General features: G+C 69.2%; 23 protein-coding genes. 10 read left to right on the forward strand and 13 right to left on the reverse strand.

The window, feature by feature from the left end:
* Positions 1-30: 30 nt before the first annotated feature.
* On the forward strand, positions 31-1,302 hold the full coding sequence (nhaA, locus tag LGR64_RS25545; protein ID WP_141832633.1) for a Na+/H+ antiporter NhaA: 1,272 nt from the start codon (positions 31-33) through the stop codon (positions 1,300-1,302).
* 28 nt (positions 1,303-1,330) lie between these two features.
* A complete protein-coding gene (locus tag LGR64_RS25550) occupies positions 1,331-1,798 on the forward strand; it encodes a CoA-binding protein (RefSeq protein WP_141832635.1) in 468 nt (155 codons plus the stop codon).
* A gap of 255 nt (positions 1,799-2,053) precedes the next feature.
* Here the strand turns inward: LGR64_RS25550 and LGR64_RS25555 are convergent, their stop codons facing one another.
* A complete protein-coding gene (locus LGR64_RS25555) occupies positions 2,054-2,887 on the reverse strand; it encodes a GNAT family N-acetyltransferase (RefSeq protein ID WP_065346541.1) in 834 nt (277 codons plus the stop codon).
* A 308-nt stretch (positions 2,888-3,195) separates the two neighbouring features.
* Between LGR64_RS25555 and LGR64_RS25560 the strand changes: the two genes are divergently transcribed.
* Positions 3,196-5,028 (forward strand): methyl-accepting chemotaxis protein, encoded by a 1,833-nt coding sequence (locus LGR64_RS25560; protein ID WP_230357305.1) that lies wholly within the window; start codon positions 3,196-3,198, stop codon positions 5,026-5,028.
* Between the two features lie 19 nt (positions 5,029-5,047).
* On the opposite strand, the gene LGR64_RS25565 is transcribed toward LGR64_RS25560, so the two are convergent.
* Positions 5,048-5,866 carry an IclR family transcriptional regulator gene (locus LGR64_RS25565; protein WP_174549409.1) on the reverse strand — a complete coding sequence of 273 codons (819 nt, stop codon included), beginning with the start codon at positions 5,864-5,866 and terminating at the stop codon, positions 5,048-5,050.
* Positions 5,867-6,015: 149 nt separating this feature from the next.
* Here LGR64_RS25565 and LGR64_RS25570 point away from each other — a divergent pair, with 149 nt between their 5' ends.
* From LGR64_RS25570 to LGR64_RS25585, 4 genes are all read left to right on the forward strand, one after another.
* On the forward strand, positions 6,016-6,981 hold the full coding sequence (locus LGR64_RS25570; protein WP_013800328.1) for an MBL fold metallo-hydrolase: 966 nt from the start codon (positions 6,016-6,018) through the stop codon (positions 6,979-6,981).
* A 132-nt stretch (positions 6,982-7,113) separates the two neighbouring features.
* On the forward strand, positions 7,114-8,790 hold the full coding sequence (locus LGR64_RS25575; protein ID WP_141832639.1) for an FAD-dependent oxidoreductase: 1,677 nt from the start codon (positions 7,114-7,116) through the stop codon (positions 8,788-8,790).
* Positions 8,791-8,921: 131 nt separating this feature from the next.
* Complete coding sequence (locus tag LGR64_RS25580) at positions 8,922-9,188, forward strand: DUF2783 domain-containing protein (protein WP_013800326.1); 267 nt, start codon at positions 8,922-8,924, stop codon at positions 9,186-9,188.
* 104 nt (positions 9,189-9,292) lie between these two features.
* Complete coding sequence (locus LGR64_RS25585; protein ID WP_141832641.1) at positions 9,293-10,264, forward strand: Bug family tripartite tricarboxylate transporter substrate binding protein; 972 nt, start codon at positions 9,293-9,295, stop codon at positions 10,262-10,264.
* Between the two features lie 69 nt (positions 10,265-10,333).
* Here LGR64_RS25585 and LGR64_RS25590 read toward each other — a convergent pair whose 3' ends face one another.
* From LGR64_RS25590 to LGR64_RS25630, 9 genes are all read right to left on the reverse strand, one after another.
* Complete coding sequence (locus LGR64_RS25590) at positions 10,334-11,083, reverse strand: ABC transporter ATP-binding protein (protein ID WP_141832644.1); 750 nt, start codon at positions 11,081-11,083, stop codon at positions 10,334-10,336.
* Positions 11,080-12,972, reverse strand: coding sequence for a branched-chain amino acid ABC transporter ATP-binding protein/permease (locus LGR64_RS25595; protein ID WP_063327652.1), 1,893 nt, complete (start codon positions 12,970-12,972; stop codon positions 11,080-11,082). Before LGR64_RS25595 ends, LGR64_RS25590 begins: the two co-directional genes overlap by 4 nt.
* Positions 12,969-13,997, reverse strand: a complete 1,029-nt coding sequence (locus LGR64_RS25600; protein ID WP_012202505.1) for a branched-chain amino acid ABC transporter permease — start codon at positions 13,995-13,997, stop codon at positions 12,969-12,971. Before LGR64_RS25600 ends, LGR64_RS25595 begins: the two co-directional genes overlap by 4 nt.
* Positions 13,998-14,080: 83 nt before the next feature.
* The gene (locus LGR64_RS25605) at positions 14,081-15,232 is read right to left on the reverse strand and encodes an ABC transporter substrate-binding protein (RefSeq protein ID WP_013800322.1); all 1,152 of its coding nucleotides are present in this window, start codon (positions 15,230-15,232) and stop codon (positions 14,081-14,083) included.
* Positions 15,233-15,267: 35 nt separating this feature from the next.
* A complete protein-coding gene (locus tag LGR64_RS25610; protein WP_034397985.1) occupies positions 15,268-15,927 on the reverse strand; it encodes a TetR/AcrR family transcriptional regulator in 660 nt (219 codons plus the stop codon).
* Positions 15,928-15,944: 17 nt separating this feature from the next.
* Positions 15,945-17,249, reverse strand: coding sequence for a phenylacetate--CoA ligase PaaK (gene paaK / locus LGR64_RS25615; RefSeq protein ID WP_141832646.1), 1,305 nt, complete (start codon positions 17,247-17,249; stop codon positions 15,945-15,947).
* Between the two features lie 11 nt (positions 17,250-17,260).
* Positions 17,261-17,728: a hydroxyphenylacetyl-CoA thioesterase PaaI gene (paaI, locus tag LGR64_RS25620; protein ID WP_034397981.1), complete on the reverse strand. Its 468-nt coding sequence runs from the start codon at positions 17,726-17,728 to the stop codon at positions 17,261-17,263.
* 11 nt (positions 17,729-17,739) lie between these two features.
* Positions 17,740-18,522, reverse strand: a complete 783-nt coding sequence (locus tag LGR64_RS25625) for an enoyl-CoA hydratase-related protein (RefSeq protein WP_141832648.1) — start codon at positions 18,520-18,522, stop codon at positions 17,740-17,742.
* A 169-nt stretch (positions 18,523-18,691) separates the two neighbouring features.
* Positions 18,692-19,681: a tripartite tricarboxylate transporter substrate-binding protein gene (locus LGR64_RS25630; protein WP_141832650.1), complete on the reverse strand. Its 990-nt coding sequence runs from the start codon at positions 19,679-19,681 to the stop codon at positions 18,692-18,694.
* Between the two features lie 177 nt (positions 19,682-19,858).
* Between LGR64_RS25630 and hemE the strand changes: the two genes are divergently transcribed.
* The 3 genes from hemE (at position 19,859) to LGR64_RS25645 (ending at position 25,080) form a co-directional block, all read left to right on the forward strand.
* On the forward strand, positions 19,859-20,971 hold the full coding sequence (gene hemE, locus LGR64_RS25635; RefSeq protein ID WP_230357307.1) for a uroporphyrinogen decarboxylase: 1,113 nt from the start codon (positions 19,859-19,861) through the stop codon (positions 20,969-20,971).
* Positions 20,972-21,497: 526 nt separating this feature from the next.
* Positions 21,498-23,720 carry a replication restart helicase PriA gene (priA, locus tag LGR64_RS25640; protein WP_141832654.1) on the forward strand — a complete coding sequence of 741 codons (2,223 nt, stop codon included), beginning with the start codon at positions 21,498-21,500 and terminating at the stop codon, positions 23,718-23,720.
* Positions 23,721-23,943: 223 nt separating this feature from the next.
* Positions 23,944-25,080 (forward strand): asparaginase, encoded by a 1,137-nt coding sequence (locus tag LGR64_RS25645; RefSeq protein WP_141832656.1) that lies wholly within the window; start codon positions 23,944-23,946, stop codon positions 25,078-25,080.
* A 176-nt stretch (positions 25,081-25,256) separates the two neighbouring features.
* Here the strand turns inward: LGR64_RS25645 and LGR64_RS25650 are convergent, their stop codons facing one another.
* Complete coding sequence (locus LGR64_RS25650) at positions 25,257-26,123, reverse strand: ChbG/HpnK family deacetylase (protein WP_141832657.1); 867 nt, start codon at positions 26,121-26,123, stop codon at positions 25,257-25,259.
* Positions 26,120-26,542, reverse strand: coding sequence for a GtrA family protein (locus LGR64_RS25655; protein ID WP_230357309.1), 423 nt, complete (start codon positions 26,540-26,542; stop codon positions 26,120-26,122). The genes LGR64_RS25650 and LGR64_RS25655 overlap by 4 nt, the downstream gene beginning before the upstream one ends.

Here is a 26,542-nt window from a genome sequence, read left to right on the forward strand (position 1 = left end):
GGGCCGCAAGGCCCCTTTGCTGCTTTGCACATGAACACCTACACGACCCCGCGGCCGTCCGGCCCGCGCACGCCCCTTTTCCTGTCTTTCGCCGATCGCGTCGGCGCCTTCCTGTCCCGCTGGTCCCATGCCGAGGCTGCGGGCGGCATCGTGCTGCTGCTGGCAGCGGCCGCCGCCCTGCTCTGGGCGAACTCCAGCTGGGCCGGCGCCTATGAGGCGCTGTGGCACACGCCGCTGAGCCTGGGCCTGGGCCCGTGGCAGCTGTCGCAATCCCTGCATTTCTGGGTCAACGATGCGCTGATGAGCGTGTTCTTTCTCGTGGTCGGCATGGAGATACGCCGCGAGATGCATTCCGGCGCACTGGCCCAGCCGCGCCAGGCGCTGCTGCCCGTGATGGCCGCGCTGGGCGGCGTTGTGGCGCCGGCCCTGATCTTCCTGGCCTTCAATGCCGCGCCGCCGCTGCGCAACGGCTGGGCCGTGCCCACGGCCACCGACATCGCCTTTGCCATGGGCGTGCTGGCCCTGCTGGGCCGGGGCCTGCCGCCCGCGCTGCGCGTGTTCCTGCTGGCGCTGGCCATCATCGACGACCTGGTGGCCGTGCTCATCATTGCGCTGTTCTATTCGGGCGGGCTGCAGTGGAGCCAGCTGCTGGTGGCCGCCGCCGGCCTGGCCGGCGTGTTCCTGCTGCAGTCGCTGGGTGTTCGCCGCGCCTGGGCCTATGTGCTGCCGGGCGCCGTGCTCTGGTGGGGCATCTGGCAGACCGGCGCCCATCCCACGCTGGCCGGCGTGGTGCTGGGTCTGGTGACGCCCGTGCACGCACTGGCCGGCCGCGAAAGCGCCGCGCCCGTGGAGCGCGTGCAGGCGGACCTGCATCCCTGGGTGGCCTTTGGCGTGATGCCGCTGTTTGCGCTGGCCAATGCCGGCGTGCCGCTGCAGGGCGCGGGCACCGCTGGCATTGATGTGGCGGGCACGTCGGCCGTGATGTGGGGCGTGGCCCTGGCCCTGGTACTGGGCAAGCCGCTGGGTGTGCTGCTCAGCTGCTGGCTGGCCGTACGCCTGCGGATGTGCGCGCTGCCGCCAGGCATGGGCTGGGGCGACACGCTGCTGGCCGGCCTGCTGGCAGGCATTGGCTTCACCATGGCCATCTTCATCGCCACGCTGGCCTTTGACAGCGAGGCCCTGCTCAATGCCGCCAAGCTGGGCGTGCTGATGGCGTCGGCCACGGCCGCCGTGCTGGGCCTGGCCTGGGGCCTGGTGCTGCGCCGCCGCCATGCTGCGGCCGCGACAGTGCAGCCGGCCTGATCCGCATGCGCTGCGTACACTGCGGCGCATGAGTGATACAGCCACAGACTCCCGCCTGCGTGACATCCTCGTGCAGTGCCGCACCCTGGCCGTGGTCGGCCTGTCGCCGCAGCCCGACCGGCCCAGCCACCAGGCGTCGCAGTACATGCAGTGCCACGGCTACCGCATCGTTCCCGTGAACCCCGTGGTCGCACGCGAAGGCGGACGCATCCTGGGCGAGCCCGTCCATGCCAGCCTGGCCGACGCTGCGGCCGCGCTGGCCGCACAGGGCCTGCGCATCGACATGGTCGATTGCTTCCGAAAGAGCGAGGACATCCCGCCGCTGGCCGCCGAGGCGATTGCCATCGGCGCGCGCTGCCTGTGGCTGCAATTGGGCGTGGTCAACGACAAAGCCCTGGAACTGGCCCGCGCTGCAGGCCTGTGGACCGTGCAGGACCGCTGCGTGAAGATCGAGCACCAGCGCCTGCTGGCCGATGCCCCAGCCGCTGCCCGATAGCTCAGGAATTGCCCATGAAAAAAGCCGCAGCCCCTGAAAGGCTGCGGCCTGCAATTGGCGTGGACCAAGGCCCGGTCAGTCCGGTGCAGGTTACCTGCCTCCGTCCGGGTGTCTGCTTCAGCCCACATCCAGCATCATGCACGGTCTTTGTGACAGCCCTGTGATGCACATCACGGTCCGGCTCACTGCACAAGAAGCCGGATCCGCCCTCTCTTTCCGAAAATCCCCCGATTCCCCCCAAGCGCCGGGACGGCCTCAGCCGCGCCGCGTGAACAGGCGCATGTAGCGCGAAGGCAGGTCCTGCATGCGCATCATGATGGGCAGGTCTGCCGTGTTGAAGTCGCTGTCCCAGGCCGGCGCGCCCAGCACCTTGGCGCCCGTGCGCAGATAGCCCTGGATCAGCGCGGGCGGCTCCACGCTCATGCCACTGGTGCTGACCGAGGCCAACTCCTCGGGCAGGGCCACGCGGGGACGTACCTGCAGCTCGGGCTCGGCCAGATGGGTCTGGCGCAGTTGCTGCCAGACGCGCGCCGGGCCTTCGCCGTGGGCCAGGCCCGGGTACTGCATGGGAATGCTGGCGCAGCCGACCATGGCGTCCAGCTGGTTGCGCTGCATGAATTCGGCCAGGGCGCCCCACAGCGCCAGGATCACGCCGCCCTGGCGGTGCGATGCGTGCACGCAGCTGCGGCCCAGCTCCACCATGCGCGGGCGCCAGGCGTGCAGCGGGGCGAGGTCGAATTCCTGGTCGGAGTACAGGCCGCCGGCGCGCAGCGCCTGGGTGGGCGTGAGCAGGCGGTAGGTGCCGATGACCACGCCCCGGTCGGCGTCGCAGACCATCAGGTGCTCGCAGAAATCGTCGAAGGCGTCGATGTCGTGCCCGGCCAGCGGCGTCTGCAGCACGGCGCCCATCTCGGCGGCGAACACCGCGTGGCGCAGGCGCTGCACCTGTCGCACTTCGTCAAGGTGCCGGGCCCAGCGCACGTCCAGCCGCAGCGGTTTGTCTGCGGCCTGGGGTGGCTGGAGAAGCGCGGAAAGCGGGGGCTTGGCGACGTCGATCGCCGCGTTGCGAAGGGTGTCAAGAACGTCCATATGCCCGCCTTCCTCGTCATGTTGGACGCAGTCGGTGACCTGCCTGTGCCACTCGGTTTGCCTGCGTGCCGCCATTGTGGAAAGCCGCCATGAAAGTCCCGCGACGGTTGCGTTACAGCAACATGTCACACCGCACTGCAATGGTGCACTGCAGCAAATGCCTCTATGACAGGTGTTGCGCGCAAGTTGGTGCACGCCATCCCAGGGTTGGCATGTCGTCAAGAATGAAACAAATTGTGCGTTAATGGCGGGGCCGCATGCCCGGCCATCGCGGCATGCGCAAGTCATCAGCCCTCCCTTGCCGCGCCATGCTCCAGACCCTTCGCTCCAAGATTCTTGCCATCAGCACAGCCACCGTGGTCGGCGCCCTTGCCATCACGGGGGCTGCCACGTACCACATCGTTCGCGGCAGCACTTTCCAGACCATTGAACAGGACCTGGACGCCATCACCGCAGGCAACACCATGGCCATCGACCAGTGGGTGGCCTCCAAGGCACGTGCCGTCAGCGCCGCCGCCGCCGTGATCGAGCATGGCGACCCGCAGGGCTTTGCCGCCCACATGGGCCAGGCCAGTGGCTTTCCCATCACCACGGTGGGCTGGGAAGACAAGACCTACAAGTCCACCACCAGCACCCCGCCCGACTACGACCCCACGGCCCGCCCCTGGTACAAGAGCGCCGTGCAGGCCGGCAAGCTGACGCTGACCAAGCCCTATGGCGACTCCACCACGGGCGTGCCCTATGTGGCCTTCGTGGCGCCCATGCTGCGCGGCGGCGCGCTGCAGGGCGTGATCAGCGGCGCCGTGCCGCTGGAGGGCGTGCGCGAGGTGGTCTCGGCCATCCGCCCGACGCCCGGCAGCCTGGGCTTTGTGGTCAGCCGTGACGGCCAGGTGCTGGCGCATGCCGATGCCAAGCTGCTGCTCAAGCCCACCTCCGACCTGTCCGAGCTGCTGACGCCGGCCGCGCTGACCGCGCTGGCCAGCGCCACGGCGCCGCTGGAAGTGAACCTGGGCGGCAGCGCCAAGCTGCTCAAGGCCCGCCCCGTGCAGGGCACGGACTGGCTGCTGGTGGTGGCGCTGGACAAGGCCGAGGCCACGACCGGCCTGCAAAGCGTGCTCAAGACGCTGGCCATTGCCATCGTGCTGCTCGCCTGCCTGGCAACGGCCGTGGCGGCGGCGCTGACGGCACAGTCCTTCCGGCGCCTGTCGCAGGTGCGCGACGCCATGGACAAGATCGGCTCGGGCGGCGGCGACCTGACGCAGCGCCTGCCGGTGTCGGGCAATGACGAAGTGGCGCAGATCGCCTCGTCCTTCAACGGCTTCGTCGAGCAGATCGGCACCGTGCTCAAGGATGTGCGCAACGGCGTGGAGTCCATGAAGACCGCCACCGACGAGATCAAGCTGGGCAACCTGGACCTGTCCAACCGCACCGAGTCCTCGGCCAGCAGCCTGCAGGAGACCTCGGCCTCGCTGTCGCAGCTGACGGCCAATGTGCGCCAGTCGGCCGAGGCGGCCGCCATGGCCACGCGCCTGGCCCAATCGGCCAGCAGCTCGGCCACCAAGGGTGGCGACGTGGTGGGCAGCGCCGTGAGCACCATGGACGACATCTCCAAGGCCTCGTCCAAGATCGGCGAGATCATCGGCGTCATCGACGCCATCGCCTTCCAGACCAACATCCTGGCGCTCAATGCCGCCGTCGAGGCAGCCCGCGCGGGTGAGCAGGGCCGGGGCTTTGCCGTGGTGGCGGCAGAAGTGCGCAGCCTGGCCCACCGCAGCGCGGCGGCCGCCAAGGAGATCAAGACCCTGATCGACGCCTCCGGCGCCAGCGTGGCCATGGGCACGGACCGCGTGCGCGCCGCCGGCCAGACCATGGGCGAGATCGTGGATGGCATCCAGCGCGTCTCCCAGATCATTGTCGAGATCAACGGCGCCATGACCGAGCAGAGCGTGGGCATCGGCCAGATCAACCAGGCCGTGGCCGACATGGACCGCGCCACGCAGCAGAACGCCGCGCTGGTGGAAGAGTCCACCGCCGCATCGTCCGTGCTCAACGAGCAGGCCCACCACCTGTCGCGCACGGTGGCCGGCTTCACGCTGGAAGGGCGTGCGCCTGCCCGGGATCAGTTGCTGCTCACGCACTGAACCCTACTGGGCCGCGCGCTCAGGCCTGGGCCGGCGCTCCCAGGCGCTGGGACAGGCTGCGCGCCTGGGCCTGCAGCAACAGGGCCGGCCGGCCTTGCAGGTCCAGGTCCAGCGTGGCCGAAGGGCCGATGGCGGCAATGGCCAGCACCAGCTGGCCAAAGCCGTCGAACACCGGCACGGCCAGCGCGCTCACGCCTGACAGCAGCTGGTTCTCGACCCGGCTCAGGCGGCTGGCGCGGATGGCGGCCAGCTCCTTTGCAAAGGCGGGCTCTTCCAGGCTGTGACCTTCCGCGTCCAGCAGGGGCGCAATGCGCCCGGGCTCGCCAAAGGCCGCAAAGATCTTGCCCGTGGCCGTGTGGCGCAGCGATGCGGGCGTGCCGTGGCGCATGGCCACATAGACATGGGTGGGCCCCTCTTCCACGCGGATGATGGTCGGCCCCTGGCCGCTCCACATGGCAATCGACACCGTGCTGCCCACCTCCTGCGCCAGCGCGGGCAGCTCGGCAATCGCCAGGCGCACGGGATCGGCCTGCTGCAGGCTGATCAGCCCCATCTGTATGGCCAGCGGTCCCAGGCCGTAGTGGCCGCTGGCGCGGTCCTGCTCCATCAGGCCCAGCTTGCAGAAGCTCACCAGGTAGGGATGGGCCTTGGCCGCCGTCATGCCGGCCTCGCGCGCCAGATCCTTCAGCGCCATGCGCCGGCCGGTGCGCGCCAGCGCCTTGAGCAGCTGGCCGCCGACCTCCACGCTCTGGATGCCGCGCGGGCCGCGCGCGGGCTCGTCATCGGCGCTGTCGGAGGGGAAGACGGGGTCGTTCGGGGAGGAGGCGGCATCGGACATGGCAGGCATTGTGAAGGCTGGAACCCGAGGTTTGCGGCTCCGAGGGTTTTTCACTATATCAAATGAATTGTTCAATGTTGAATTTTTCCCTAGCATTCAGGCATTCGATAAAAACAAATGCATTTGTCCATCTCAAAAGCAGGATGCCCATGACCACCAAGACCTTTGCCTCCGCCGCCGACCTCGAAATCAAGCAGGTCAGCTTCGACAAGCTCTCCGAGCACGCCTACGCCTACACGGCCGAAGGCGACCCCAACACCGGCATCATCATTGGCGACGACGCCGTGATGGTGATCGACACCCAGGCCACGCCCGTCATGGCCCAAGACGTGATCCGCCGCATCCGCGAGGTCACGGACAAGCCCATCAAGTACGTCACGCTGTCGCACTACCACGCGGTGCGCGTGCTGGGCGCCTCGGCCTTCTTCGCGGAAGGCGCCGAGCACATCATCGCCAGCCAGGACACCTACGACCTCATCGTGGAGCGCGGCGAGCAGGACAAGGCCAGCGAGATCGGCCGCTTCCCGCGCCTGTTCCAGAACGTGGAAAGCGTGCCCGACGGCATGACCTGGCCCACCCTCACCTTCACCGGCAAGATGACGCTGTGGCTGGGCAAGCTCGAGGTGCAGATCCTGCAGCTGGGCCGCGGCCACACCAAGGGCGACACCGTGGTCTGGCTGCCCCAGGACAAGGTGCTGTTCAGCGGCGACCTGGTGGAGTTCGGTGCCACGCCCTATGCGGGCGACGCCTACTTCCAGGACTGGCCGCACACGCTGGACGCCATCGCCGCCCTGCAGCCCGAAAAGCTCGTGCCCGGCCGGGGCGCCGCGCTGCAGACGCCGGCCGAGGTGCAGGCCGGCCTGGCCGGCACGCGCGACTTCATCAGCGACCTGTGGACCGAGGTCAAGGCCGGCGCCGATGCCCAGCAGGACCTGCGCAAGGTCTACGAGGCCGCCTTCGCCAAGCTGCAGCCCAAGTACGGCCAGTGGGTGATCTTCAACCACTGCATGCCCTTCGATGTGACCCGCGCCTATGACGAGGCATCGGGCCACGCCGACCCGCGCATCTGGACCGCCGAGCGCGACCGCCAGATGTGGCTGGCGCTCGAAGGCTGATGCACGGCGGCGTCCGGGCCTGAACACCGGCACGCCCGCCCATCGCACCCGTCCGTGACCCGGCGCCCTGGCGCGCCGGCGGGGATGGCTGCGCCCTTTTTTCCACACTGCCCACGCCAGAGGACGAACACCATGTCCCACCCCGCCATCTCCCTGCAAGCGCTGCGCGGCAGCGGCGCAGACATACAGTCCATCCACATTCCCTACGAGCGCCATGCCGACCAGGACGCTGGTGCGGACACGCCCGCCCGGCATCCCGTGGTCATCGTCGGCGCCGGCCCCGTAGGCCTGTCGCTGGCCATCGACCTGGCCCAGCGCGGCCAGCGCGTGGTGCTGCTGGACAACGACTGCCGGCTGTCCACGGGCTCGCGCGCCATCTGCTTTTCCAAGCGCACGCTGGAGATCTGGGACCGCCTGGGCGTGGGCCAGCCCATGGTGGACAAGGGCGTGTCCTGGAACCTGGGCAAGGTCTTCTTCAAGGACCAGCCGCTGTACCGCTTCGACCTGCTGCCCGAGGACGGCCACGAGCGCCCGGCCTTCATCAACCTGCAGCAGTACTACGCCGAGGCCTATCTGGTCGAGCGCGCACTGCAGCTGCCGCTGATCGACCTGCGCTGGCACAGCAAGGTCACGGCGCTCGAGCCGCAGGCCGAGGGCGCCCTGCTGACCGTGGAGACGCCCGACGGCAGCTACCGCATCGATGCGCAATGGGTCCTGGCCTGCGACGGCTCGCGCTCGCCGCTGCGCGGCCTGCTGGGCCAGGAAAGCCATGGCCGCATCTTCCGCGACCGCTTCCTGATCGCCGACGTGAAGATGCATGCCGAATTCCCCACCGAGCGCTGGTTCTGGTTCGACCCGCCCTTCCACCCGGGCCAGAGCGTGCTGCTGCACCGCCAGCCCGACGATGTCTGGCGCATCGACTTCCAGCTGGGCTGGGACGCCGATCCCGAGGAAGAGAAAAAGCCCGAGAACATCGTGCCGCGCATCCGCGCCCTGCTGGGCAAGGAAGCGCCCTTCGAACTGGAATGGGCCAGCGTCTACACCTTCGCCTGCCTGCGCATGGACCGATTCGTCCATGGCCGCGTGGTCTTTGCGGGCGACAGCGCCCACGGCGTCTCGCCGTTTGGCGCACGCGGCGCCAACAGCGGCGTGCAGGATGCCGAGAACCTGGCCTGGAAGCTGGACCGCGTGCTGCGCGGCCAGGCCGATGCCTCGCTGATCGCCACCTACGGCGCCGAGCGCGAATACGCGGCCGACGAGAACATCCGCAACTCCACGCGCGCCACCGACTTCATCACGCCCAAAAGCGAGATCAGCCGCCTGTTCCGCGACGCCGTGCTCGACCTGGCGCGCGACCATGAATTCGCGCGCCGCATCGTCAACAGCGGGCGGCTGTCCGTGCCGGCCACGCTGCATGGTTCGGCGCTCAACACGCCCGACACCGACACCTTCGACGGAACGCAGCTGCCCGGCGCCGTGCTGGCCGATGCGCCCATGCGCCGGCCCGGCGCAGACGGCACGGCATGGCTGCTGCGCGCCCTGGGACCGGACTTCACGCTGCTGCACTTCGGCCCCACGCCCGCCTGGGCACAGGCGCTGCCCGGCGTGCTCAACCTGTCCATCGCGGCCGAGGGCGAAGCCCATGCGCCAGACGCCGACCTCATCGATGCGCGCGGCCTGGCGGCCAAACGCCTGGATGCACGCCCCGGCACCAGCTACCTGCTGCGGCCTGACCAGCATGTCTGCGCCCGCTGGCGCCGCCCCGACGAAGCCAGCGTACGCGCCGCTCTCCAAAGAGCCTCCCCCTGAGTCGCTTCGCGCCTTCCCCCTCTCTCGCTACGCGGGAGGGGGACGACAGCCTCGCTGCGGGGCGGCCCTTGCTCGCTGTCCCTGGTGGAGGCCCCACCAAAGGATTCCCTCATTTTTGTCAGGAGACCGCCATGCTGCTGTCCACCCACCCCAACCTGCAGGCCTGCGACGATTTCTACGAAGCCCTGATCGCCACCCACCAGGGGCTCGATACCGCGCAAAGCCATGCCCTCAATGCCCGCCTCGTGCTGCTGCTGGCCAACCACATCGGCCACCAGGGCACCTTGCTGCATGCGCTCGAACTGGCCCGCGCCAGCGCAGGACTTGCCCCTGCCGGCGCGGACCCGGCCGAGCGCGGCGCCGTGACACCGGTCGCCCCGGTGCACGCGGCCGCCTGAAGCCGCGCGCCGCCGCCCGTGCGGCGGCCTGCCATCCCCACAAAGGCGCCCGCCTCACAACTCGGACATCTCACAAGGGCGCCGCATACAACATGGAGACAAGGATGCAACGCAAGCAGTTTCTGGCCGCACTGGCCTGCTCGGGCCTGGCCCTGGCCGCAGGGCCTGCCGCCCTGGCACAGGACAAGCCCCTGGAATGGGTCGTCGGCTATGCGGCCGGCGGCGGCTCGGACGTGGTCGCCCGCGTCATCGCCGAGGCCATGGGTCGCAACATGGAGCGGGTCATCGTCATCAACAACAAGCCAGGCGCGGGCACCAACATCGCGGCCGAGTACAGCGCCCGCTCGCGCGACTACGGCAACCTCATGTTCACGGCCGACTTCGCCACGCTGGCGGCCAACCCCTTCCTGTTCAGCAAGCTCAACTACAACGCCGAGCGCGACTTCAAGCCCGTGGGCATGCTGGTGCGCTTTCCCATGCTGCTGGTGGTCAACAACGAGGTGCCCGCCACCAACCTCGCCGAATTCCTGGCCTGGGCCAAACAGCAAAAGACCGGCGTGAGCTGGGGCTCGGCCGGCCTGGGCAGCCCCCACCACCTGGTGGGCGAACTGTTCCGCGAACAGGCGGGCATCAGCAACATGACCCATGTGCCCTACCGTGGCGCCGCCCCGGCCGTGCAGGACGTGGTCGGCGGCCAGATTCCCGCCATGTGGGCCGACAGCGCCACCATCATTCCCTTCCTGAGCGAGAAAAAGCTCAAGGCCATCGGCGTGGCCAGCCCCGCGCGCGTGGACGTTCTGCCCCAGATCGCCACGCTGCAGGAGCAGGGCCTGAAAGGTTTCGAGGGCTACGCCTGGCAGGGCATCGTCGTGCCCACGGGCAGCTCGGCCGAGGTGGTCAAGAAGTTCAGCCAGTCGCTGCAGCAGGCCCTGGCCGACACCCGCACCAAGGCACGCCTGGCCGCCATGGGCGTGGAGCCCATGCCCGGCAGCGCCGAGCAGATGGGCCAGTTCGTGCGCGCCGAGCGCAGCAAGTGGGGCCGGGTGATCGCGGCCAACAACATCAAGCTGGATTGAGCGCCCCGGTGCAGATGCAAAAAGGCTGCCAGTCCGGCAGCCTTTTTCGTTGTGGCGGGGGGTTGCGTCTCAGGCCACCGACACCGCCTCCGCACTGCGCCCCATCCCCAGATAGGTATCGATGATGCGCCGGTCATGCAGCAGCTCCCTGGCCGCGCCGCTGAGCGCCACGGCGCCCATCTCCAGCACGTAGGCACGGTCGGCCACCTTGAGGGCGGCGCGCGCGTTCTGCTCGACCAGCAGCACCGAGACGCCGTGGTCGCGCAGGCCGGCCACGACCTGCAGCACCTCGCGCACGATCAGCGGTGCCAGGCCCAGAGAGGGCTCGTCCAGCAGCAGCAGGCGCGGGCGCGCCATCAGCGCGCGGCCGATGGCCAGCATCTGGCGCTCGCCGCCCGACAGGGTGGAGGCCATCTGCGGGCGCCGCTCCCTCAGGCGCGGGAAGATGGCAAAGACCTCATCCATGCGCTGCGCTTGGTCACGCAGGCCCCGGCGCCAGCGCGAGAAGCCGCCCAGCAGCAGGTTGTCCTCCACCGACATCTCGCCGAACAGCTCGCGCTTTTCGGGCACCAGGGCCACGCCGTTGGCCACCATGACCTCGACGCCGGGGCGTGCGATGCGCTTGCCGTCCAGATGGATCTCGCCGCGCGAGGGCAGCAGGCCCATGGCGGCCGACAGCAGCGTGGTCTTGCCCGCGCCGTTGGGGCCGATGACGGTGACGATCTCGCCGCTGCGCACATCCAGATCCACCTGGTGCACGGCCTCCACGGGACCGTAGGACACGCTCAGGCCCTTGAGCTGCAAAAGGGTGTCGCTCATGCCGTCTCTCCCGTTGCCTCGTCGTCGTCGCCGCCGCCCAGGTAGGCATCCAGCACGCGCTGGTTGACCTGGATCTGGGCCGGCGTGCCTTCTGCGATCACGGTGCCGAACTCCAGCACCGTGATGCGGTCCGCAAGATTCATGACGAACTCCATGTCGTGCTCGACGACGAGAATGCCCAGCCCCTCGGCGCGCAGCTGGCGCAGCAGGTCGGCCAGGGCCTGTTTTTCCAGGTGGCGCAGGCCGGCGGCCGGCTCGTCCAGCAGCAGGGCCGCAGGCTGGCCGGCCAGGGCGCGAGCGATCTCCACGATGCGCTGCTGGCCCAGGGCCAGCGAGGCGGCCGGCACATCGGCGAAGGCGCCCAGGCCGCAGCGCTCGATCTGGCGGCGCGCCTCGGCCAGCACCGAGGCCTCCTCGGCCCGGTCCAGGCGCAGCATGGAGGCCAGCCAGCCACGGTGCGCACGCCGGTGCGCGCCCACGGCCACGTTCTCCAGCACGCTGCGCTGGCCCAGCAGGCGCACATGCTGGAAGGTGCGGCCCAGGCCCAGGGCGGCGAAGCGGCGCGAGGGCGCATCGTTCATGGCCTGGTCCATGAAGCGCACCTGGCCCTCGGTGGGCGAGTCCACGCCCGAGATCATGTTGAAGAAAGTGCTCTTGCCCGCGCCGTTGGGGCCGATCAGCGCATGCACCTCGCCGGCCTTGAGCGTCATGGCCACATCGTTGTTGGCCACCAGGCCGCCAAAGCGCTTGGTCACATGCTCGGCCGCCAGCAGCACCTGGCCCGCCGCAGGCAGCGCGCGCTGCGCCAGCGGCGCCGCGTCCGCCAGCTTCAGATCGGACACGGGCCGGCGCACCCAGCGTGCCGTGAGCGCCTGCAGCGTGGGCCACAGGCCTTCTGCAAAGCGCTGCAGCACCAGCACCATCAGTAGGCCGAAGACGATGACCTCGAAGTTGCCGCTGGTGCCCAGCAGGGCCGGCAATATGTCCTGCAGCTTTTGCTTGACCAGGGTGATCAGCGTGGCGCCCAGCACGGCGCCCCACAGGTGGCCGGCGCCGCCGACCACGGCCATGAACAGGTACTCGATGCCCACGTTGAGGTTGAAGGGCGCCGGGCTCACGAAGCGCTGCATGTGGGCGTAGAGCCAGCCCGACAGCGTGGCCAGCAGGGCCGCCAGCACGAAGAGCTTGACGCGGTAATGCGCGGTGTCGATGCCCATGGACTCGGCCATGACGCGCCCGCCGCGCAGCGCGCGGATGGCCCGGCCCTCGCGCGAGTCCAGCAGGTTGTGCAGCAGCCACAGCGCCACCAGCAGCACGGCCCAGATCACCACGCCCATGGCGCGCGGCGAGGCCAGCGAGACGCCGCCGATCACCAGCGGCGCAATACCCGTGATGCCGGTCTGCCCGCCCAGGAACTCCATGTTGCCGAACAGGTAGTACAGGCTCAGCCCCCAGGCGATGGTGCACAGCGGCAGGTAGTGGCCCTGCAGCTTGACCGTGACCGCGCCCAGCAGCCAGGCCACGACGAAGGTGATGAGCAGGCCCAGCGCCAGGCCCACCCAGGGCAGGCCCGCCGCGCCCACCAGCCCGCCCAGCGCGGCCACCGAGGCCGGCGCCGTGCAGACCCAGGCCGTGGCATAGGCGCCGATGCCCACGAAGGCCGCCTGGCCGAACGAGGTCATGCCGCCCACGCCGGTCAGCATCACCAGGCCTGCGGCCACCATGGCGAACAGGCCGATGTAGCTGAGGATGACGACGGTGAAATCAGGCAGAAAGCCCCAGGACGCGGCCAGCAGCGCAATGGCGGCCACGGTGAGCACGCGCGTGCTGATGCCGCCCGAAGCGGCCTTTGCAGGCGCCGCGGCCTGCGAGGAAACGGGGGCGCTCATTCTTCTTCCTCCACATGGTGGCTATTGCGCGATCGCCACCACAGCACCGGGATGATCAGCGTGAACACCAGCACCTCCTTGTAGGCACTGGCCCAGAACGACGAGAAGGCCTCCAGCAGCCCGACCAGCAGCGCGCCGGCCAGGGCCAGCGGATAGCTGGCCAGCCCGCCCACGATGGCGGCCACGAAGCCCTTGAGGCCGATCAGAAAGCCGGTGTCGTAGTACACCGTGGTCAGCGGCGCGATCAGCAGGCCCGAGATGGCGCCGATCAGCGCGGCCAGCGCAAAGCTCACGTCGCCGGCCATGGCCGTGGGAATGCCCATGAGGCGTGCGCCCACGCGGTTGATGGCCGTGGCGCGCAGCGCCTTGCCGATCATGGAGCGCTCGAAGAACACGAACAGCAGGGCCACCAGCACCAGGGTCACGCCCACCACCACCAGGGACTGGCCCGAGATCGTGATGTCGCCCAGGCGCAGCTGCGCCTCGGAAAACGCGGGGGTGCGCGAGCCTTCGGCACCGAAGAACAGCAGCCCCAGGCCGACCAGCACGCCGTGCATGGCCACCGAGACGATAAGCAGCATCAGCACCGAGGCATGGGCCAGCGGCCGGTAGGCCAGGCGGTAAAGCAGCGGCCCCATGGGCGTGATCAGCACCAGGGTGGCCAGTGCCTGCAGCATCAGCGAGGACGGGCGCAGCCCCCAGGCCAGGGCCACGGCAATGGCCGGCAGCGCCAGGCACCACAGGAAGGTGGCGGGCCAGCTCACCTGGCTGCCCGCGCGCCAGCGCAGCAGATCCACCACCAGCACGGCGGCGGCCAGGGCCAGCAGCAGCCACAGCGTGGTGGGCACGCGGCCGGCCTGCATCATGGCCAGGGTGAGCGCGCCGAAGGCGACGAACTCGCCCTGCGGAATGAAAATGATGCGGGTGACCGAGAACACCAGCACCAGGGCCAGCGCCATCAGGCCGTAGACGGCGCCGTTGACGATGCCGTCCTGCCCCAGCAGCAGGGCGATTTGCAGATCCATGATCGACTTTCGAGCAGGCGCGGCCGAGCGCCACAGCGGCCGCCGCCAGGTGCGGCAGCCGCTGCGGCCTCAGGCCCGCAGGTTCAGGGCTGGTACTTCCAGGTGCCGTTCTCGATCTTGACCATGACGGCCGCGCGCTGGTCCAGGCCCAGGTGGTCGGTGGGCGTCATGTTGAAGATGCCGTGGGCGCCGGCCACGTCCTTGGTCTGCTCCAGCGCATCGCGCAGGGCGGCGCGGAACTCGGCCGTGCCGGGCTGGGCCTTCTTGAGCGCGGCGGGAATCGCCGCTTCGAGCACGCGGCCCGCATCCCAGGAATGCGCGCCAAAGGTCGATGCCGTGCCCTTGCCGTTGGCGGCCTCGTAGGCTTCCACATAGGAGACGGCAGATTTCTTGACCGGGTTGCTGTCGGGCAGCTGGTGGGCCACCAGAACGGGGCCGGCGGGCAGCAGCGTGCCTTCCACATCCTTGCCGCCCACGCGCAGGAAGTCGGCATTGGCCACGCCGTGGGTCTGGTAGATCTTGCCCTGGTAGCCGCGCTCCTTGAGCGATTTCTGCGGCAGCGCGGCCGGCGTGCCCGAGCCTGCGATCAGCACCGCATCGGGCTTGGCGGACATGAGCTTGAGCGTCTGGCCCGTGACCGAGGTGTCGCTGCGCGAATAGGCCTCGGTGGCGGTGAGCTTGATGCCCTTGGCCTCGGCCACCTTGCGGAACTCCTGCAGCCAGCTTTCGCCATAGGCGTCGTTGAAGCCGATGTAGCCCACGGTCTTGATGCCGGCCTTGGCCATGTGCTCGCCGATGGCGGCGGCCATCATGGCGTCGTGCTGGGGCGTCTTGAAGACCCAGAACTTCTTGGCATCCATGGGCTCGACGATCTTGGCCGAGGCGGCCAGCGTGATCATGGGCGTCTTGGCCTCGGAGACCACGTCCACCATGGCCAGCGAGTTGGGCGTGATGCTGGAGCCCAGGATGACATCGACCTTGCTCTCGCTGATCAGCTTGCGCGTGTTGGCCACGGCCGCCGTGGTGTCGGAGGCGTCGTCCAGGATGATGTAGTTGACCTTCTGGCCCGCCACCGTGCGCGGCATCAGTGCCACGGTGTTCTTCTCGGGAATGCCCAGGGAGGCCGCCGGTCCGGTGGCCGAGACCACCACGCCCACATTGATGTCGGCCAGGGCCGAGCCCCAGACCGTGGCCAGGGTCGCGGCCAGCAGGCCCAGTTTCGTCAAACGCTTCATGTCTGTCTCCTTGTGTTGGATGGGGCGTGGCACCTTCAGGCGCCACAATTTACCGTGGTAACTATTTTTTTGCCAGCGGTTTGATGCCCGGGTTTGCCTGGGGTCTGCACGGCCGGCAGGCCTCCGAGGAACAGGTCGGCCACCACGGGGGCCATGGCCTCGTGGTCCAGCGAGCCGTCGGGCCGCAGCCAGGTGAACATCCAGTTCATCATTCCGAACAGCAGCATGGCCAGCGCCTTGGACAGGCCCGCGCCATCGGCGTCCGGCCGCAGCTGGGCCACCGCCTGGGCAAAGGTCTCGACCACTGCGCGCTCCTTGCCCAGCACGCGCTGGCGGTCGTCGTCCTGCAGGAAGCGCACGTCCTCGGTCAGCACGCGGTGGGCATGGCGGGCATGCGCGTATTCCTGCACGAAGCGCTCGATCAGCATGCGCAGCCGCGGCTCGGGCGGCAGGCCCATGGCCTGCACCTCGTCCACCAGGGCCTGCAGCCGCGTCATGTGGCCATCGGTGATGTCCACCAGCAGCGCGTACTTGTCGCGGAAGTAGTGGTAGATGGTGGGCTTGGACAGACCGCAGGCCTGGGCCACCTCGTTCATCGAAGTGCCGGGGTAGCCGCTGCGCGCGAACAGCGCGGCGGCATGGCCCAGGATCAGTTCGCGCTGGTCGTCGTATCCGGAAGATCGGCCTCGGGCCATGGGACTCCTGTGCGCGCTCAGCGGCTGCGGTGGTCGATCACGCGGCGGGCCTTGCCCACCAGGGTGCGCTCTATGGAATCGGGCCGCAGCACCTCGACCTCGGCGCTCACGCCGACCAGGGTCTTGATGCGCTGCTGCACCCACAGTGCCAGCGCCTCGGTGTCGCCCTGCGTGCCCGGCTGCATCTCGCAGCGCACGGCCAGCCGGTCCAGGTTGCCGTCGCGCGTGACCACCAGCTGGTACTGGCCCGACAGCTGGGCGTTCTGCAGAACGATCTCCTCGATCTGCGTGGGAAACAGGTTCACGCCGCGGATGATGAGCATGTCGTCGCTGCGCCCAACGATCTTGCCCATGCGCCGGAAGCTGCGCGAAGTCGGCGCCAGCAGCCGCGTCAGGTCCCGCGTGCGGTATCGCACGATGGGCATGGCTTCCTTGGACAGCGACGTGAAGACCAGCTCCCCCTCGCTGCCGTCGGGCAGCACCTCGCCCGTGTCAGGGTCGATGATCTCGGGATAGAAATGGTCTTCCCAGATCACCGGCCCGTCCTTGCTTTCCACGCATTCGCTGGCCACGCCCGGGCCCATGACTTCGGACAGGCCGTAGATGTCCACGGCATCCAGCCCCGCCTTGCCCTCGATCTCGCGGCGCATGGCTTCGGTCCAGGGCTCGGCGCCGAAGATGCCGATCCGCAAAGAGCTCTCGCGCGGGTCCATCCCCTGGCGCTGCATCTCCTCCACGATCACCTGCATGTAGCTGGGCGTGACCATGATGATGTCGGGCCGGAAATCCTGGATCAGCTGCACCTGCTTTTCGGTCTGCCCGCCCGACATGGGCACCACGGTGCAGCCCGCGCGCTCGGCTCCGTAGTGCGCGCCCAGCCCGCCCGTGAACAGGCCGTAGCCATAGGCCACATGCACCATGTCGCCGGGCCGCCCGCCCGCCGCGCGGATGGAGCGGGCCACCAGGTTCGCCCAGTTGTCCAGGTCCTTCAACGTGTAGCCCACGACCGTGGGCTTGCCCGTGGTGCCCGAGGAGGCATGCACGCGCGCCACCTTCTGGCGCGGCACGGCGAACATGCCGAACGGGTAGTTCTCGCGCAGGTCCTTCTTGGTGGTGAAGGGAAAGCGGGCCAGGTCTGACAGCGTGCGCAGGTCCGAGGGGTGCACGCCCTTCTCATCGAAGGCGCGGCGGTAGTGGGGCACGTTGTCGTAGGCATGCTGCAGCGACCAGCGCAGGCGCAGCAGCTGCAGCGAGGCGATCTCGTCGCGGCTGGCGGTTTCGATGGGGTCGAGGTCGCCGGGGGCGGGGCGCTGCAAGGACATGGCGGACCTCTTCAGGCGGGCTCTGTCAGGCCGGGCACGGTGGGCCGGCCCTTGAAGCTGTGCGAGCGGCCACGGAACAGCGCGATCACTTCCTGGCGCTGGTTGGTGACCTGCACGTCATAGACGCCGGTGCGGCCTGCGCGCGAGACTTCGCGGGCCTGGGCCGTGAGCACGTCGCCGGGCCGGCCGGGCGCGACAAAGTCCACGCTCAGGCCCGAGGCCACCGTCATCTCGTTGCGCGCATTGCAGGCATAGGCAAAGGCCGTGTCGGCCAGCGCCGTGATGAAGCCGCCGTGGCAGATGTCGAAGCCGTTGAGCATATCGTCGCGCACGGCCATTTCCATGCGCGCCGCGCCGGGTGCGATGTCCGTGATGCGCAGGCCCAGGCCTTGCGCGGCGCGGTCGCGCGCCAGCATGCCGTCGCGCACCTGCTCGGCCAGGCGCTGTGCGGCTTCGTCCGGGGTGTGGGTGTCTTGCATGGCGCCGCTCCTCAACGGTCCGAGAACACGGCAACCCGCTTGCCCAGGAAGGCGGCCACGCCCTCCTGGTAGTCGTGGGCCGCGCCCAGCTGGCCCTGCTGGCGCGCCTCGCGCGTGAGCGCATGCTCGTAGTCCAGCAGTTGGGCCGAGTCCATGGCCTCCCGTGTGCGCGCCAGGGCCCGCACGGGCATGGCGGCCAGGCGCTGGGCCAGGGCCTGGGCCTCGCTGCGCAAATCGGCATCTTCCACGCAGCGCCAGATCAGGCCGATGCGTTCGGCCTCGGCCGCAGGCAGCTTGTCGCCCAGCAGCGCAAGGCCCAGGGCGCGCGCACGGCCCACCAGGCGCGGCAGCAGCCAGGTCCCGCCGCAGTCGGGCACCAGGCCGATCTTGGCAAAGGCCTGGATGAAGCTGGCCGAGCGTGCGGCCAGCACCAGGTCGCAGGCCAGCGCGATATTGGCGCCCGCGCCAGCAGCCACGCCGTTGACGGCGGCCACCACGGGCACGGGCATGGACTTGAGCCGCAGGCACAGCGGCTGGTAGCGGCGCTCGATCAGGTCGCCCAGGTTCTGGTCGGGCGCGGCCTCGGGGTCGGACAGGTCCTGGCCCGCGCAAAAGCCGCGCCCCGCGCCCGTGAGCACCACGCAGCGCACCGTGGCATCGCCGGCGGCCTGCTCCAGGGCCGAAAGCAGCTGCTCGTGCAGTTGCGCGTTGAAGCTGTTGAGCGCGTCGGGGCGGTTCAGCACCAGGGTGCGGACGGCGTCGTGCTGCTCAACCAGAACCAGCGATGGGGGCATGAAAGTCTCCGTGGCCTGTCTGCCGTCTTTATGCGGCAGATCAAACATAATTTACCGAATGGTCGGTAAATGTTAGTCGCCAGACCCTTTCCACCACAAGCGCCCAGGCACCGAGGAAACCCCTAGGCCCCATGAAAAAAGGCCCGCACGGGCCATTTTTCTTGAAGGTTCAGGGCTTGAAGCCCGAGCGCTGCACCACCGGCGTCCACTGCGCGCGGTAGGCCTTGAGCATCTCGGCCGTCTGGGCGCTGCTGCTGGAGATCGGGGTCAGCCGGCTGGCCTCGAATTTCTGGCGCGTGTCGGGCTCCTTCATGATCTCCTGCACCATGCGCGACAGGCGCTCGGCAATGTCGGGCGCCATGCTCTGCGGCGCGAACAAGGTGTTCCAGCCCAAGCCCGACAGGTTCAGGCCCGATTCCTTGAGCGTTGGAATGTCCGGCGCCATGGTGCTGCGGCGCTCGCCCGACACGGCCAGCACGCGGATCTTGCCGGCCTCGTGCTGGGGCAGCAGCACGTCGAAGGTGTCGATGGCCAGCGGCACCTGGCCACCCACCAGGTCGGTCAGCAGCGGGGCCGAGCCCTTGTAGCCCACGGTTTCGGTCCGGACCTTGGCGGCCTCGCCCAGCATCAGCGAGAAGAAGTGCGGCAGGCTGCCCGTGGCCGGCACGCCCACGTTGGCCTGCTGCGGATTGGCACGCAGCCAGGCCAGCAGGTGCGACAGCTGCCTGACGGGCACGGCACTGGCCACGGCCACGCCGAATTCGTAGCGATTGACCTCGCTGACCGGGCGGAAGTCCTTGTCCGGGTCGTAGCCCGAGTCGGGGAACACCAGGGGCGCCACCAGCATCACGGCCGGGTTGGCCAGCAGCAGCGCGGGCTGGGAGGCCGGCGCGTTCTTCACATACTGGGCCGACAGGCGGCCGCCCGCGCCGGGCTTGTTCTCCACCACCACGGGCGAGCCCACGCGCGCCTGCAGCTTGTCAGCCACGATGCGCGCCACGCGGTCGGTGGCGCCACCGGGCGGGTAGCCCACGACGATGCGCAGCGGCGCCTTGCCCGGAAACAGCGGCTCGGCCGCCGTGGCACTTCCAGCCAGCCAGCTGGCGGCCGAAACAGCCGGGGCCAGGGCCAGGATCTGGGTCAGGGTTCTTCGCTGCATCGCAAACTCTCTCCTTGCATGGACGGATTCCCGTGCGGAACGCACGCCGCACAATGTAGCGGCCTCAAAAAGCCCGTTGCCGCCGATATTGACCAGGGTTAACCCGAGGCAAGACGCCCTGCGCTGCTCGGGCATCGCGACAGCCTGGCGAAGCCGACTCGGCGACAATCGCCCACCATGAGCTTCGCCCCCCTGACCAACGACACCTTCCTGCGCGCCTGCCGGCGCCAGGCCACCGACTACACGCCGCTGTGGCTGATGCGCCAGGCGGGCCGCTATCTCCCCGAATACAAGGCCACGCGCGCCCGGGCCGGCAGCTTCATGGGTCTGGCCACCAACGTGGACTACGCCACCGAGGTCACGCTGCAGCCACTGGAGCGCTTCCCGCTGGATGCGGCCATCCTGTTCTCCGACATCCTGACCGTGCCCGACGCCATGGGCCTGGGCCTGTCCTTTGCCGAAGGCGAAGGCCCGCGCTTTGCCAAGGTGGTGCGCGACGAGGCCGCCGTGGCCGAGCTGGCCGTGCCCGACATGGACAAGCTGCGCTATGTGTTCGACGCCGTGACCAGCATCCGCCGCGCGCTCAATGGCCGCGTGCCGCTGATCGGTTTCTCGGGCAGCCCCTGGACCCTGGCCTGCTACATGGTCGAGGGCAAGGGCAGCGACGACTACCGCCTGGTCAAGAGCCTGATGTATGCGCGCCCCGACCTGATGCACCGCATCCTGGCCATCAACGCCGACAGCGTGGCCGCCTACCTCAACGCCCAGATCGATGCAGGCGCCCAGGCCGTGATGGTGTTCGACAGCTGGGGCGGCGTGCTGGCCGACGGCGCCTTCCAGGAATTCAGCCTGGCCTATACCAAGCGCGTGCTGGCCGGACTCAAGCGCACGGGCGTCGATGGGCAGGACGTGCCGCGCATCGTCTTCACCAAGGGCGGCGGCATCTGGCTGTCCGACATGAAGGACCTGGACTGCGAGGTGCTGGGCCTGGACTGGACGGCCAACCTGGCCCGCGCCCGCGCCATCGTCGGCGGCGAGGTGGGCGGACCCGGCAAGGCGCTGCAGGGCAACATCGACCCCAATGTGCTGTTCGCACCGCCCGAGCGCGTGGCCGAGCAGGCGCGCGCCGTGCTCGACAGCTTCGGCGCCCCGCACACCGACAGGACCACCACGGGCCCCACGCACATCTTCAACCTGGGTCATGGCATCAGCCAGTTCACGCCGCCAGAGCATGTGGCGGCCCTGGTGGAGACCGTGCACAGCCATTCGCGCGCCCTGCGCCAGCGCTGAGCGAGCCGCCTCCCCGCCTGCCGCTTCTCCCGAACCCCAGGGCCGGACGCCAGCGCAGCGCCGGCCCCTGCCGGGGGCGCCAACGGCCCGGCAAGGCCCCGCTATCCACAAGCCGGGTACCCGACAGCCGCTTGCTGCACAAGATGGCCACAGACCATCTTATGCACAGAAAAATCCGAGCGAGGCCCTAGGAGTTGCAGTTGTCATCCGCGCCTGCACGCCGGCGACATATCGATATAAGCCATTGTTTTTGAATAATTTTTTTGATAGCAACATTTTCAGCATGCACCGATTGGCAAGGCCGGATAAGCAGGTGCATGCCCATAGATCCGAATAATCCCCACAAAGTTATCCACAGAAATTGACGATATACCCAGAAACCCGCAGTCACCGGCCGGGGCGTCTGGTGTAGAACGCCGCACCCAGGCTCCGGGCAGCGCCAAAGGCTTATGCTTGGCGGCTTGGTTTGCCGCAGGCCCTGCCGTGCGGCGCCCGCGTTTTCAGGCCCCGCTTTCCCCGCATTCGCATGTCCCTCCCCGCCCACACCGTCCATGTCGCCGTCCAGACGCCGGCGCACAGCGCCGTGGGCGAACTGCTGAGCTACACCTGCGACCAGCCGCTGGAGGCGGGCACCCTGGTGCGCGTGCCCCTGGGTCGCCGGGACCTGCTGGGCGTGGTCTGGGACGCCCCGCCCCGCCCCGCCGCCATGCCCGAAGGCGTGGAGCTGCGCCCTATCGCCGCCGTGCTGCAGGGCATTGCGCCGCTGCCGGCCGCCTGGCGCCGGCTGGTGGCCTTCGCCGCCTACTACTACCAGCGCAGCGTGGGCGAAATCGCCGTGACGGCCCTGCCCCCGCAATTGCGCGAGATGACGGCCGAGCAGCTGGCGCGCCGGCTCAGGCCGACCAAGGCTGCGGCGAAGAGAGCGGCCAAGGCTGCGAAGGCGGAACAGGCGGAACAGGCGCAACAGGCGCCTGGCACTGCGCCTGCATCAGCGCCTGCATCAGCACTCGCACCGGCCCCGGCCGCCGCAGACATTCCCCCCATCGTCCTCAGCGCCGAGCAGGCCGACGTCTTCACGCAGATCGCCGCCCATCCCGGCCCCTTTCTGCTCTTCGGCAGCACGGGCAGCGGCAAGACCGAGGTCTATCTGAGAGCCACCCAGGCCGCACTGGACGCCGACCCCGGCGCCCAGGTACTGGTGATGGTGCCCGAGATCAACCTCACGCCCCAGCTGGAGCAGCGCTTCACGGAGCGCTTCGCGCCGCAGTACGGCGCCGACTGCGTGGTCAGCATGCACAGCGCAATGACCAACCCCCAGCGGCTCAAGAGCTGGCTGGCCGCGCACACCGGCGTGGCGCGCATCGTGCTGGGCACGCGCATGTCGGTCTTCGCCAGCCTGCCGGGCCTGTCGCTGATCGTGGTGGACGAGGAGCACGACGCCAGCTACAAGCAGCAGGAAGGCGCACGCTACTCGGCGCGCGACCTGGCCATCTGGCGCGCGCGCGATAACGGCGCCAAGGTCATCCTGGGCAGTGCCACGCCCTCGCTGGAGAGCTGGCACGCCAGCCGCCCGCCCAATGCCGACGAGCCGCAGGGCGGCCGCTACCTGCGCCTGCACATGCCCAGCCGCATCGGCGCGGCCGCCCTGCCGCGCGTGCGCCTGGTGGACATGGGCCAGCAGCCGCGCAAGGCCGTGTTCTCGCCGCCGCTGATCGATGCCATCACCGAGCGCGTGCAGCGCGGCGAGCAAAGCCTGGTGCTGCTCAACCGCCGCGGCTTCGCGCCCGTGCTGTTCTGCGCCGACTGCGGCTGGAAAAGCGACTGCCCGCACTGCAGCGCCCACCAGGTCTTCCACAAGGCCGACCGCACGCTGCGCTGCCACCACTGCGGCTACACCCAGCGCGTGCCCATGGCCTGCCCCGGCTGCGGCAATCCCGACATCCTGCCGCTGGGCAAGGGCACGGAGCAGCTGGAGGAAGAACTGGCCCGCCTGCTGCGCAATGTGCAGCGCCCCGACCGCGAGCCCGCCCGCGTGGCGCGCATCGACGCCGACACCACGCGCGCCAAGGGCGCGCTGGAGGAGCAACTGGCCCAGGTGCATGCGGGCGACATCGACGTGCTGGTGGGCACCCAGATGGTGGCCAAGGGCCATGACTTCCGGCGCATCACCCTGGTGGCCGCCGTGCAGCCCGACAGCGCTCTTTTCTCCAGCGACTACCGAGCGCCCGAGCGCCTGTTCAGCCTGCTGATGCAGGCCGCCGGCCGCGCAGGACGCGACGCGCACTACGTGGCCGCCCAGGGCAGCCACCCGGAGATGTGGATACAGACGCACGACCCGTCCCACCCCGTCTACACCGCGCTGCGCTCGCACGACTACCCGGCCTTCGCCGCGCGCCAGTTGCGCGAGCGGCGCGATGCGGGCATGCCGCCCTTCGCCTTCCAGGCCATCGTGCGGGCCGATGCGCGCACCCAGGAAGCCGCCCAGGCCTTCCTGGCCGCTGCGGCCGAGGCCGCCCGCCAGGCCGGCCTGCCCCATGTGGACGATGTCTTTCTCTACCCGCCCATTCCCATGTCCGTGCAGCGCGTGGCCAATGTGGAGCGTGCGCAGATGCTGATCGAGTCGGCCCAGCGGCCTGCCCTGCTGCGCTTTCTCTGGGCCTGGCAGACGCACCTGCACTGGATCAGGGCACAGCCCGGGCACCGCGCCCTGGTGCGCTGGCTGGTGGATGTGGACCCGCTGGCCATCTGAGCGTGGCACGGCCTCTGGAACGGCCCCAGAAAACCTCAAGCCTTTCAGGCCTTGGGCGCAATCCCGCAAAGCGTTCACCGCTCCTTTTTCGGAAGCGCTTTTAGCGCATTCGCCGCACGGCTCCCATCGGGATTTGCGCTGATGCAGGCGGGGCATGTTTATTGCATCGTGCCGCATTCAGCCCACAAGGCTGGATCATTCAATGCCTTTCCAGGAGCGATACATGCCGTTCACCCCCTTCCGTATGACCTTGATGGCCGTCGCGCTTGCGCTGGCAGGCTGCGCGTCCCAGCCCGGCGCCAGCCAGGCCCCCGCAGCCGCAGCGCCCGCCACGGCGACCGCCCCTGCACCCGCTCCCACCGCACAGGCCGGCAAGCCCAACGTGGTCGTCCTGGCCACGGGCGGCACCATTGCCGGTGCGGGCGCCAGCGCCGTCAACAGCGCCACCTACACGGCCGCCAAGGTGCCCGTGGACAAGCTGCTGGCCGGCCTGCCCGAGCTGAGCAACATCGCCAACGTGTCCGGCGAGCAGGTCTTCCAGATCGCCTCCGAGAGCTTCACCAACAAGGAACTGCTGACGCTGGCCCGCCGCGTCAACGAGCTGGCCAAGCAGCCCGGCGTGGACGGCATCGTCGTCACCCACGGCACGGACACGCTGGAGGAAACCGGCTACTTCCTGAACCTGGTGGTGCCCACCGACAAGCCCATCGTCATGGTCGGCTCCATGCGCCCCGGCACGGCCATCTCGGCCGACGGCGCGCTGAACCTGCTGGGCGCCGTGGCCACGGCCGCGTCCAAGGACTCGGCGGGCAAGGGCGTGCTGGTCAGCATGAACGACAACATCGACTCCGCGCGTGATGTCGCCAAGCTCACCAACATCAAGACCAATGCCTTCGCCAGCCAGTGGGGCCCGCTGGGCATGGTGGTCGAGGGCAAGACCTACTGGTTCCGCGCCCCCATCAAGCGCCACACCAAGGGCAGCGAGTTCAACATCGAGCAGATCACCGACCTGCCCGCCGTGGACATCGTCTATGGCTACGGCAACGTGCCCGCCACGGCCATCGACGCGCTGGGCAAGGCCGGCGTCAAGGCCATCGTGCATGCAGGCACGGGCAATGGCTCGGTGGCCGACCGCATCGTGCCCAAGCTCAATGAACTGCGCCAAAAGGGCGTGATCGTGGTGCGCAGCTCGCGCGTGCCGGCCGGCTTCGTGCTGCGCAATGCCGAGCAGCCCGATGACAAGTACGACTGGGTCGTCGCCCATGACCTGAACCCGCAGAAGGCGCGCCTGCTGGCGGCCGTGGCCCTGACCAAGACGCAGGACACGAAGCAGTTGCAGCGCATCTTCTGGGAGTACTGATAAAGCACCCCCTGAGGCGCTGGCGCGCCTTCCCCCTCTCTACTTGCTTCGCAAGGGAGGGGGACGACACCCTTGCTGCGGGGCGGCCCTTGCTCGGTGTCCCTCGCTTTGGGCTGCGCCGGTTTTTGCAGCCTCGTCCCAAGCCCCGTTCGCGGGGCTTTTTCTATTGCCGCTTCTTAGTTCGATGTGAACAGCGGGGTCAGGGGGCCTTGGGCGATGTGGCAGTGCGCCTGTTCGAGGGCCTGGGCGAAGGCGTCGGAGCGCAGGTAGGCGTATTCGACGGCGCGCTGGGCGCCTATGGCGTCGCCCTGGACGGGGGCGGTGGCGGGGTGGCACATCATGAGGCTGCCGGGCTGCAGCTGGGCCAGCCATTGGGCCATGTGGCGGCCATAGCCTTCGGGCGTGGGCTGGTCGAAGGCGTAGACGCCGCCGAAACCGTGGTTGAGCGGCACGCCCTGGCGGCGCAGGCGGCGGGTGGTGGTCCAGCCGCCCAGCAGGGCGATGATGGCGGCCTTGGGGTCGCGCCAGAGTTGGCCGGCCGGGGTGGTTGAGCGGACCCAGGGCAGGTCGTCGGCGTTGTCGCCATAGCGCTGGCGCAATTCCTGCACCAGTGCGGCGCGCACGCCGGGGAGCTGGTGCACGTGCTGGTGGCCGTCGATGAAGTCGGGGGCCATGCCCAGTGCGTCCTCGAAGGCGTCGAGCTGGCGGCGCCAGGCGTCGCGCATGGCGCCGCCGCCGAGTGCGCCGGCATAGGCGCGCGCGATCACGGCACCGATGCCGGCGGCGGGCTGCAGGCCGTGGCCTTCGGTCAGGTTGAAGTGCAGGCCCAGCGACAGGCGCGGGCGCAGCGCGGGCAGGCGCCTGGCGGCCTGCCTCCAGTGCGGCGAGGTGGTCATGCAGCTGGTGGCCGACAGCCGGCCCTGCAGCGTGAGCTGCTCCACGGCTTCATCGACCAGGGGGTGCAGCGCATAGTCGTCGGCGCACAGGACGACGGTTCTGGCCGAGGCCTTCTCCCCGTTGTTTCTGGCAGGTACGGTGTTCATGAGAATTCCTTGCGGCCGGGGGCCGCAAAGGCCCAGAACTTGGCGAAGACGAAGGTGCCCACCGCCACCAGCACCAGCACCAGGGCCAGGCTCCAGAAGTAGTGCCAGTGCAGCCAGTGCAGGGCCACCCAGTACAGCAGCTCGTTGGCCACGAAGGAGGCGCAGGCGACGGCGAAGTACTTGCCGGCCACGGCCCAGCCTTGCGCCCCGGCCTGCACGAAGGTGAACAGCGCATGGCCGTTGTAGCTGACCACGAAGGCCACGAGAAAGGCCAGCACGTTGGCATGCAGCGGCGCCATGCCCACCCGTTGCACCAGCAGGGCGACCACGGCCAGGTGCGTGGCGGCCGCGCAGCCCCCAACCAGCACGAACTGCAGCGCCTGCGGCAGGCGGCGCAGCTGTGCGATCACGTCGTGCAT

Origin of the sequence: Delftia sp. Lp-1 (assembly GCF_020523835.1) — a bacterium.
Classification (GTDB): Bacteria; Pseudomonadota; Gammaproteobacteria; order Burkholderiales; family Burkholderiaceae_C; genus Comamonas; species Comamonas acidovorans.

Coding starts and splice junctions, on each gene's coding strand:
- nhaA (WP_141832633.1), top strand. CDS start 31: ATGAACACCTACACGACCCCGCGGCCGTCCGGCCCGCGCACGCCCCTT.
- LGR64_RS25550 (WP_141832635.1), top strand. CDS start 1,331: ATGAGTGATACAGCCACAGACTCCCGCCTGCGTGACATCCTCGTGCAG.
- LGR64_RS25555 (WP_065346541.1), bottom strand. CDS start 2,887: ATGGACGTTCTTGACACCCTTCGCAACGCGGCGATCGACGTCGCCAAG.
- LGR64_RS25560 (WP_230357305.1), top strand. CDS start 3,196: ATGCTCCAGACCCTTCGCTCCAAGATTCTTGCCATCAGCACAGCCACC.
- LGR64_RS25565 (WP_174549409.1), bottom strand. CDS start 5,866: ATGTCCGATGCCGCCTCCTCCCCGAACGACCCCGTCTTCCCCTCCGAC.
- LGR64_RS25570 (WP_013800328.1), top strand. CDS start 6,016: ATGACCACCAAGACCTTTGCCTCCGCCGCCGACCTCGAAATCAAGCAG.
- LGR64_RS25575 (WP_141832639.1), top strand. CDS start 7,114: ATGTCCCACCCCGCCATCTCCCTGCAAGCGCTGCGCGGCAGCGGCGCA.
- LGR64_RS25580 (WP_013800326.1), top strand. CDS start 8,922: ATGCTGCTGTCCACCCACCCCAACCTGCAGGCCTGCGACGATTTCTAC.
- LGR64_RS25585 (WP_141832641.1), top strand. CDS start 9,293: ATGCAACGCAAGCAGTTTCTGGCCGCACTGGCCTGCTCGGGCCTGGCC.
- LGR64_RS25590 (WP_141832644.1), bottom strand. CDS start 11,083: ATGAGCGACACCCTTTTGCAGCTCAAGGGCCTGAGCGTGTCCTACGGT.
- LGR64_RS25595 (WP_063327652.1), bottom strand. CDS start 12,972: ATGAGCGCCCCCGTTTCCTCGCAGGCCGCGGCGCCTGCAAAGGCCGCT.
- LGR64_RS25600 (WP_012202505.1), bottom strand. CDS start 13,997: ATGGATCTGCAAATCGCCCTGCTGCTGGGGCAGGACGGCATCGTCAAC.
- LGR64_RS25605 (WP_013800322.1), bottom strand. CDS start 15,232: ATGAAGCGTTTGACGAAACTGGGCCTGCTGGCCGCGACCCTGGCCACG.
- LGR64_RS25610 (WP_034397985.1), bottom strand. CDS start 15,927: ATGGCCCGAGGCCGATCTTCCGGATACGACGACCAGCGCGAACTGATC.
- paaK (WP_141832646.1), bottom strand. CDS start 17,249: ATGTCCTTGCAGCGCCCCGCCCCCGGCGACCTCGACCCCATCGAAACC.
- paaI (WP_034397981.1), bottom strand. CDS start 17,728: ATGCAAGACACCCACACCCCGGACGAAGCCGCACAGCGCCTGGCCGAG.
- LGR64_RS25625 (WP_141832648.1), bottom strand. CDS start 18,522: ATGCCCCCATCGCTGGTTCTGGTTGAGCAGCACGACGCCGTCCGCACC.
- LGR64_RS25630 (WP_141832650.1), bottom strand. CDS start 19,681: ATGCAGCGAAGAACCCTGACCCAGATCCTGGCCCTGGCCCCGGCTGTT.
- hemE (WP_230357307.1), top strand. CDS start 19,859: ATGAGCTTCGCCCCCCTGACCAACGACACCTTCCTGCGCGCCTGCCGG.
- priA (WP_141832654.1), top strand. CDS start 21,498: ATGTCCCTCCCCGCCCACACCGTCCATGTCGCCGTCCAGACGCCGGCG.
- LGR64_RS25645 (WP_141832656.1), top strand. CDS start 23,944: ATGCCGTTCACCCCCTTCCGTATGACCTTGATGGCCGTCGCGCTTGCG.
- LGR64_RS25650 (WP_141832657.1), bottom strand. CDS start 26,123: ATGAACACCGTACCTGCCAGAAACAACGGGGAGAAGGCCTCGGCCAGA.
- LGR64_RS25655 (WP_230357309.1), bottom strand. CDS start 26,542: ATGCACGACGTGATCGCACAGCTGCGCCGCCTGCCGCAGGCGCTGCAG.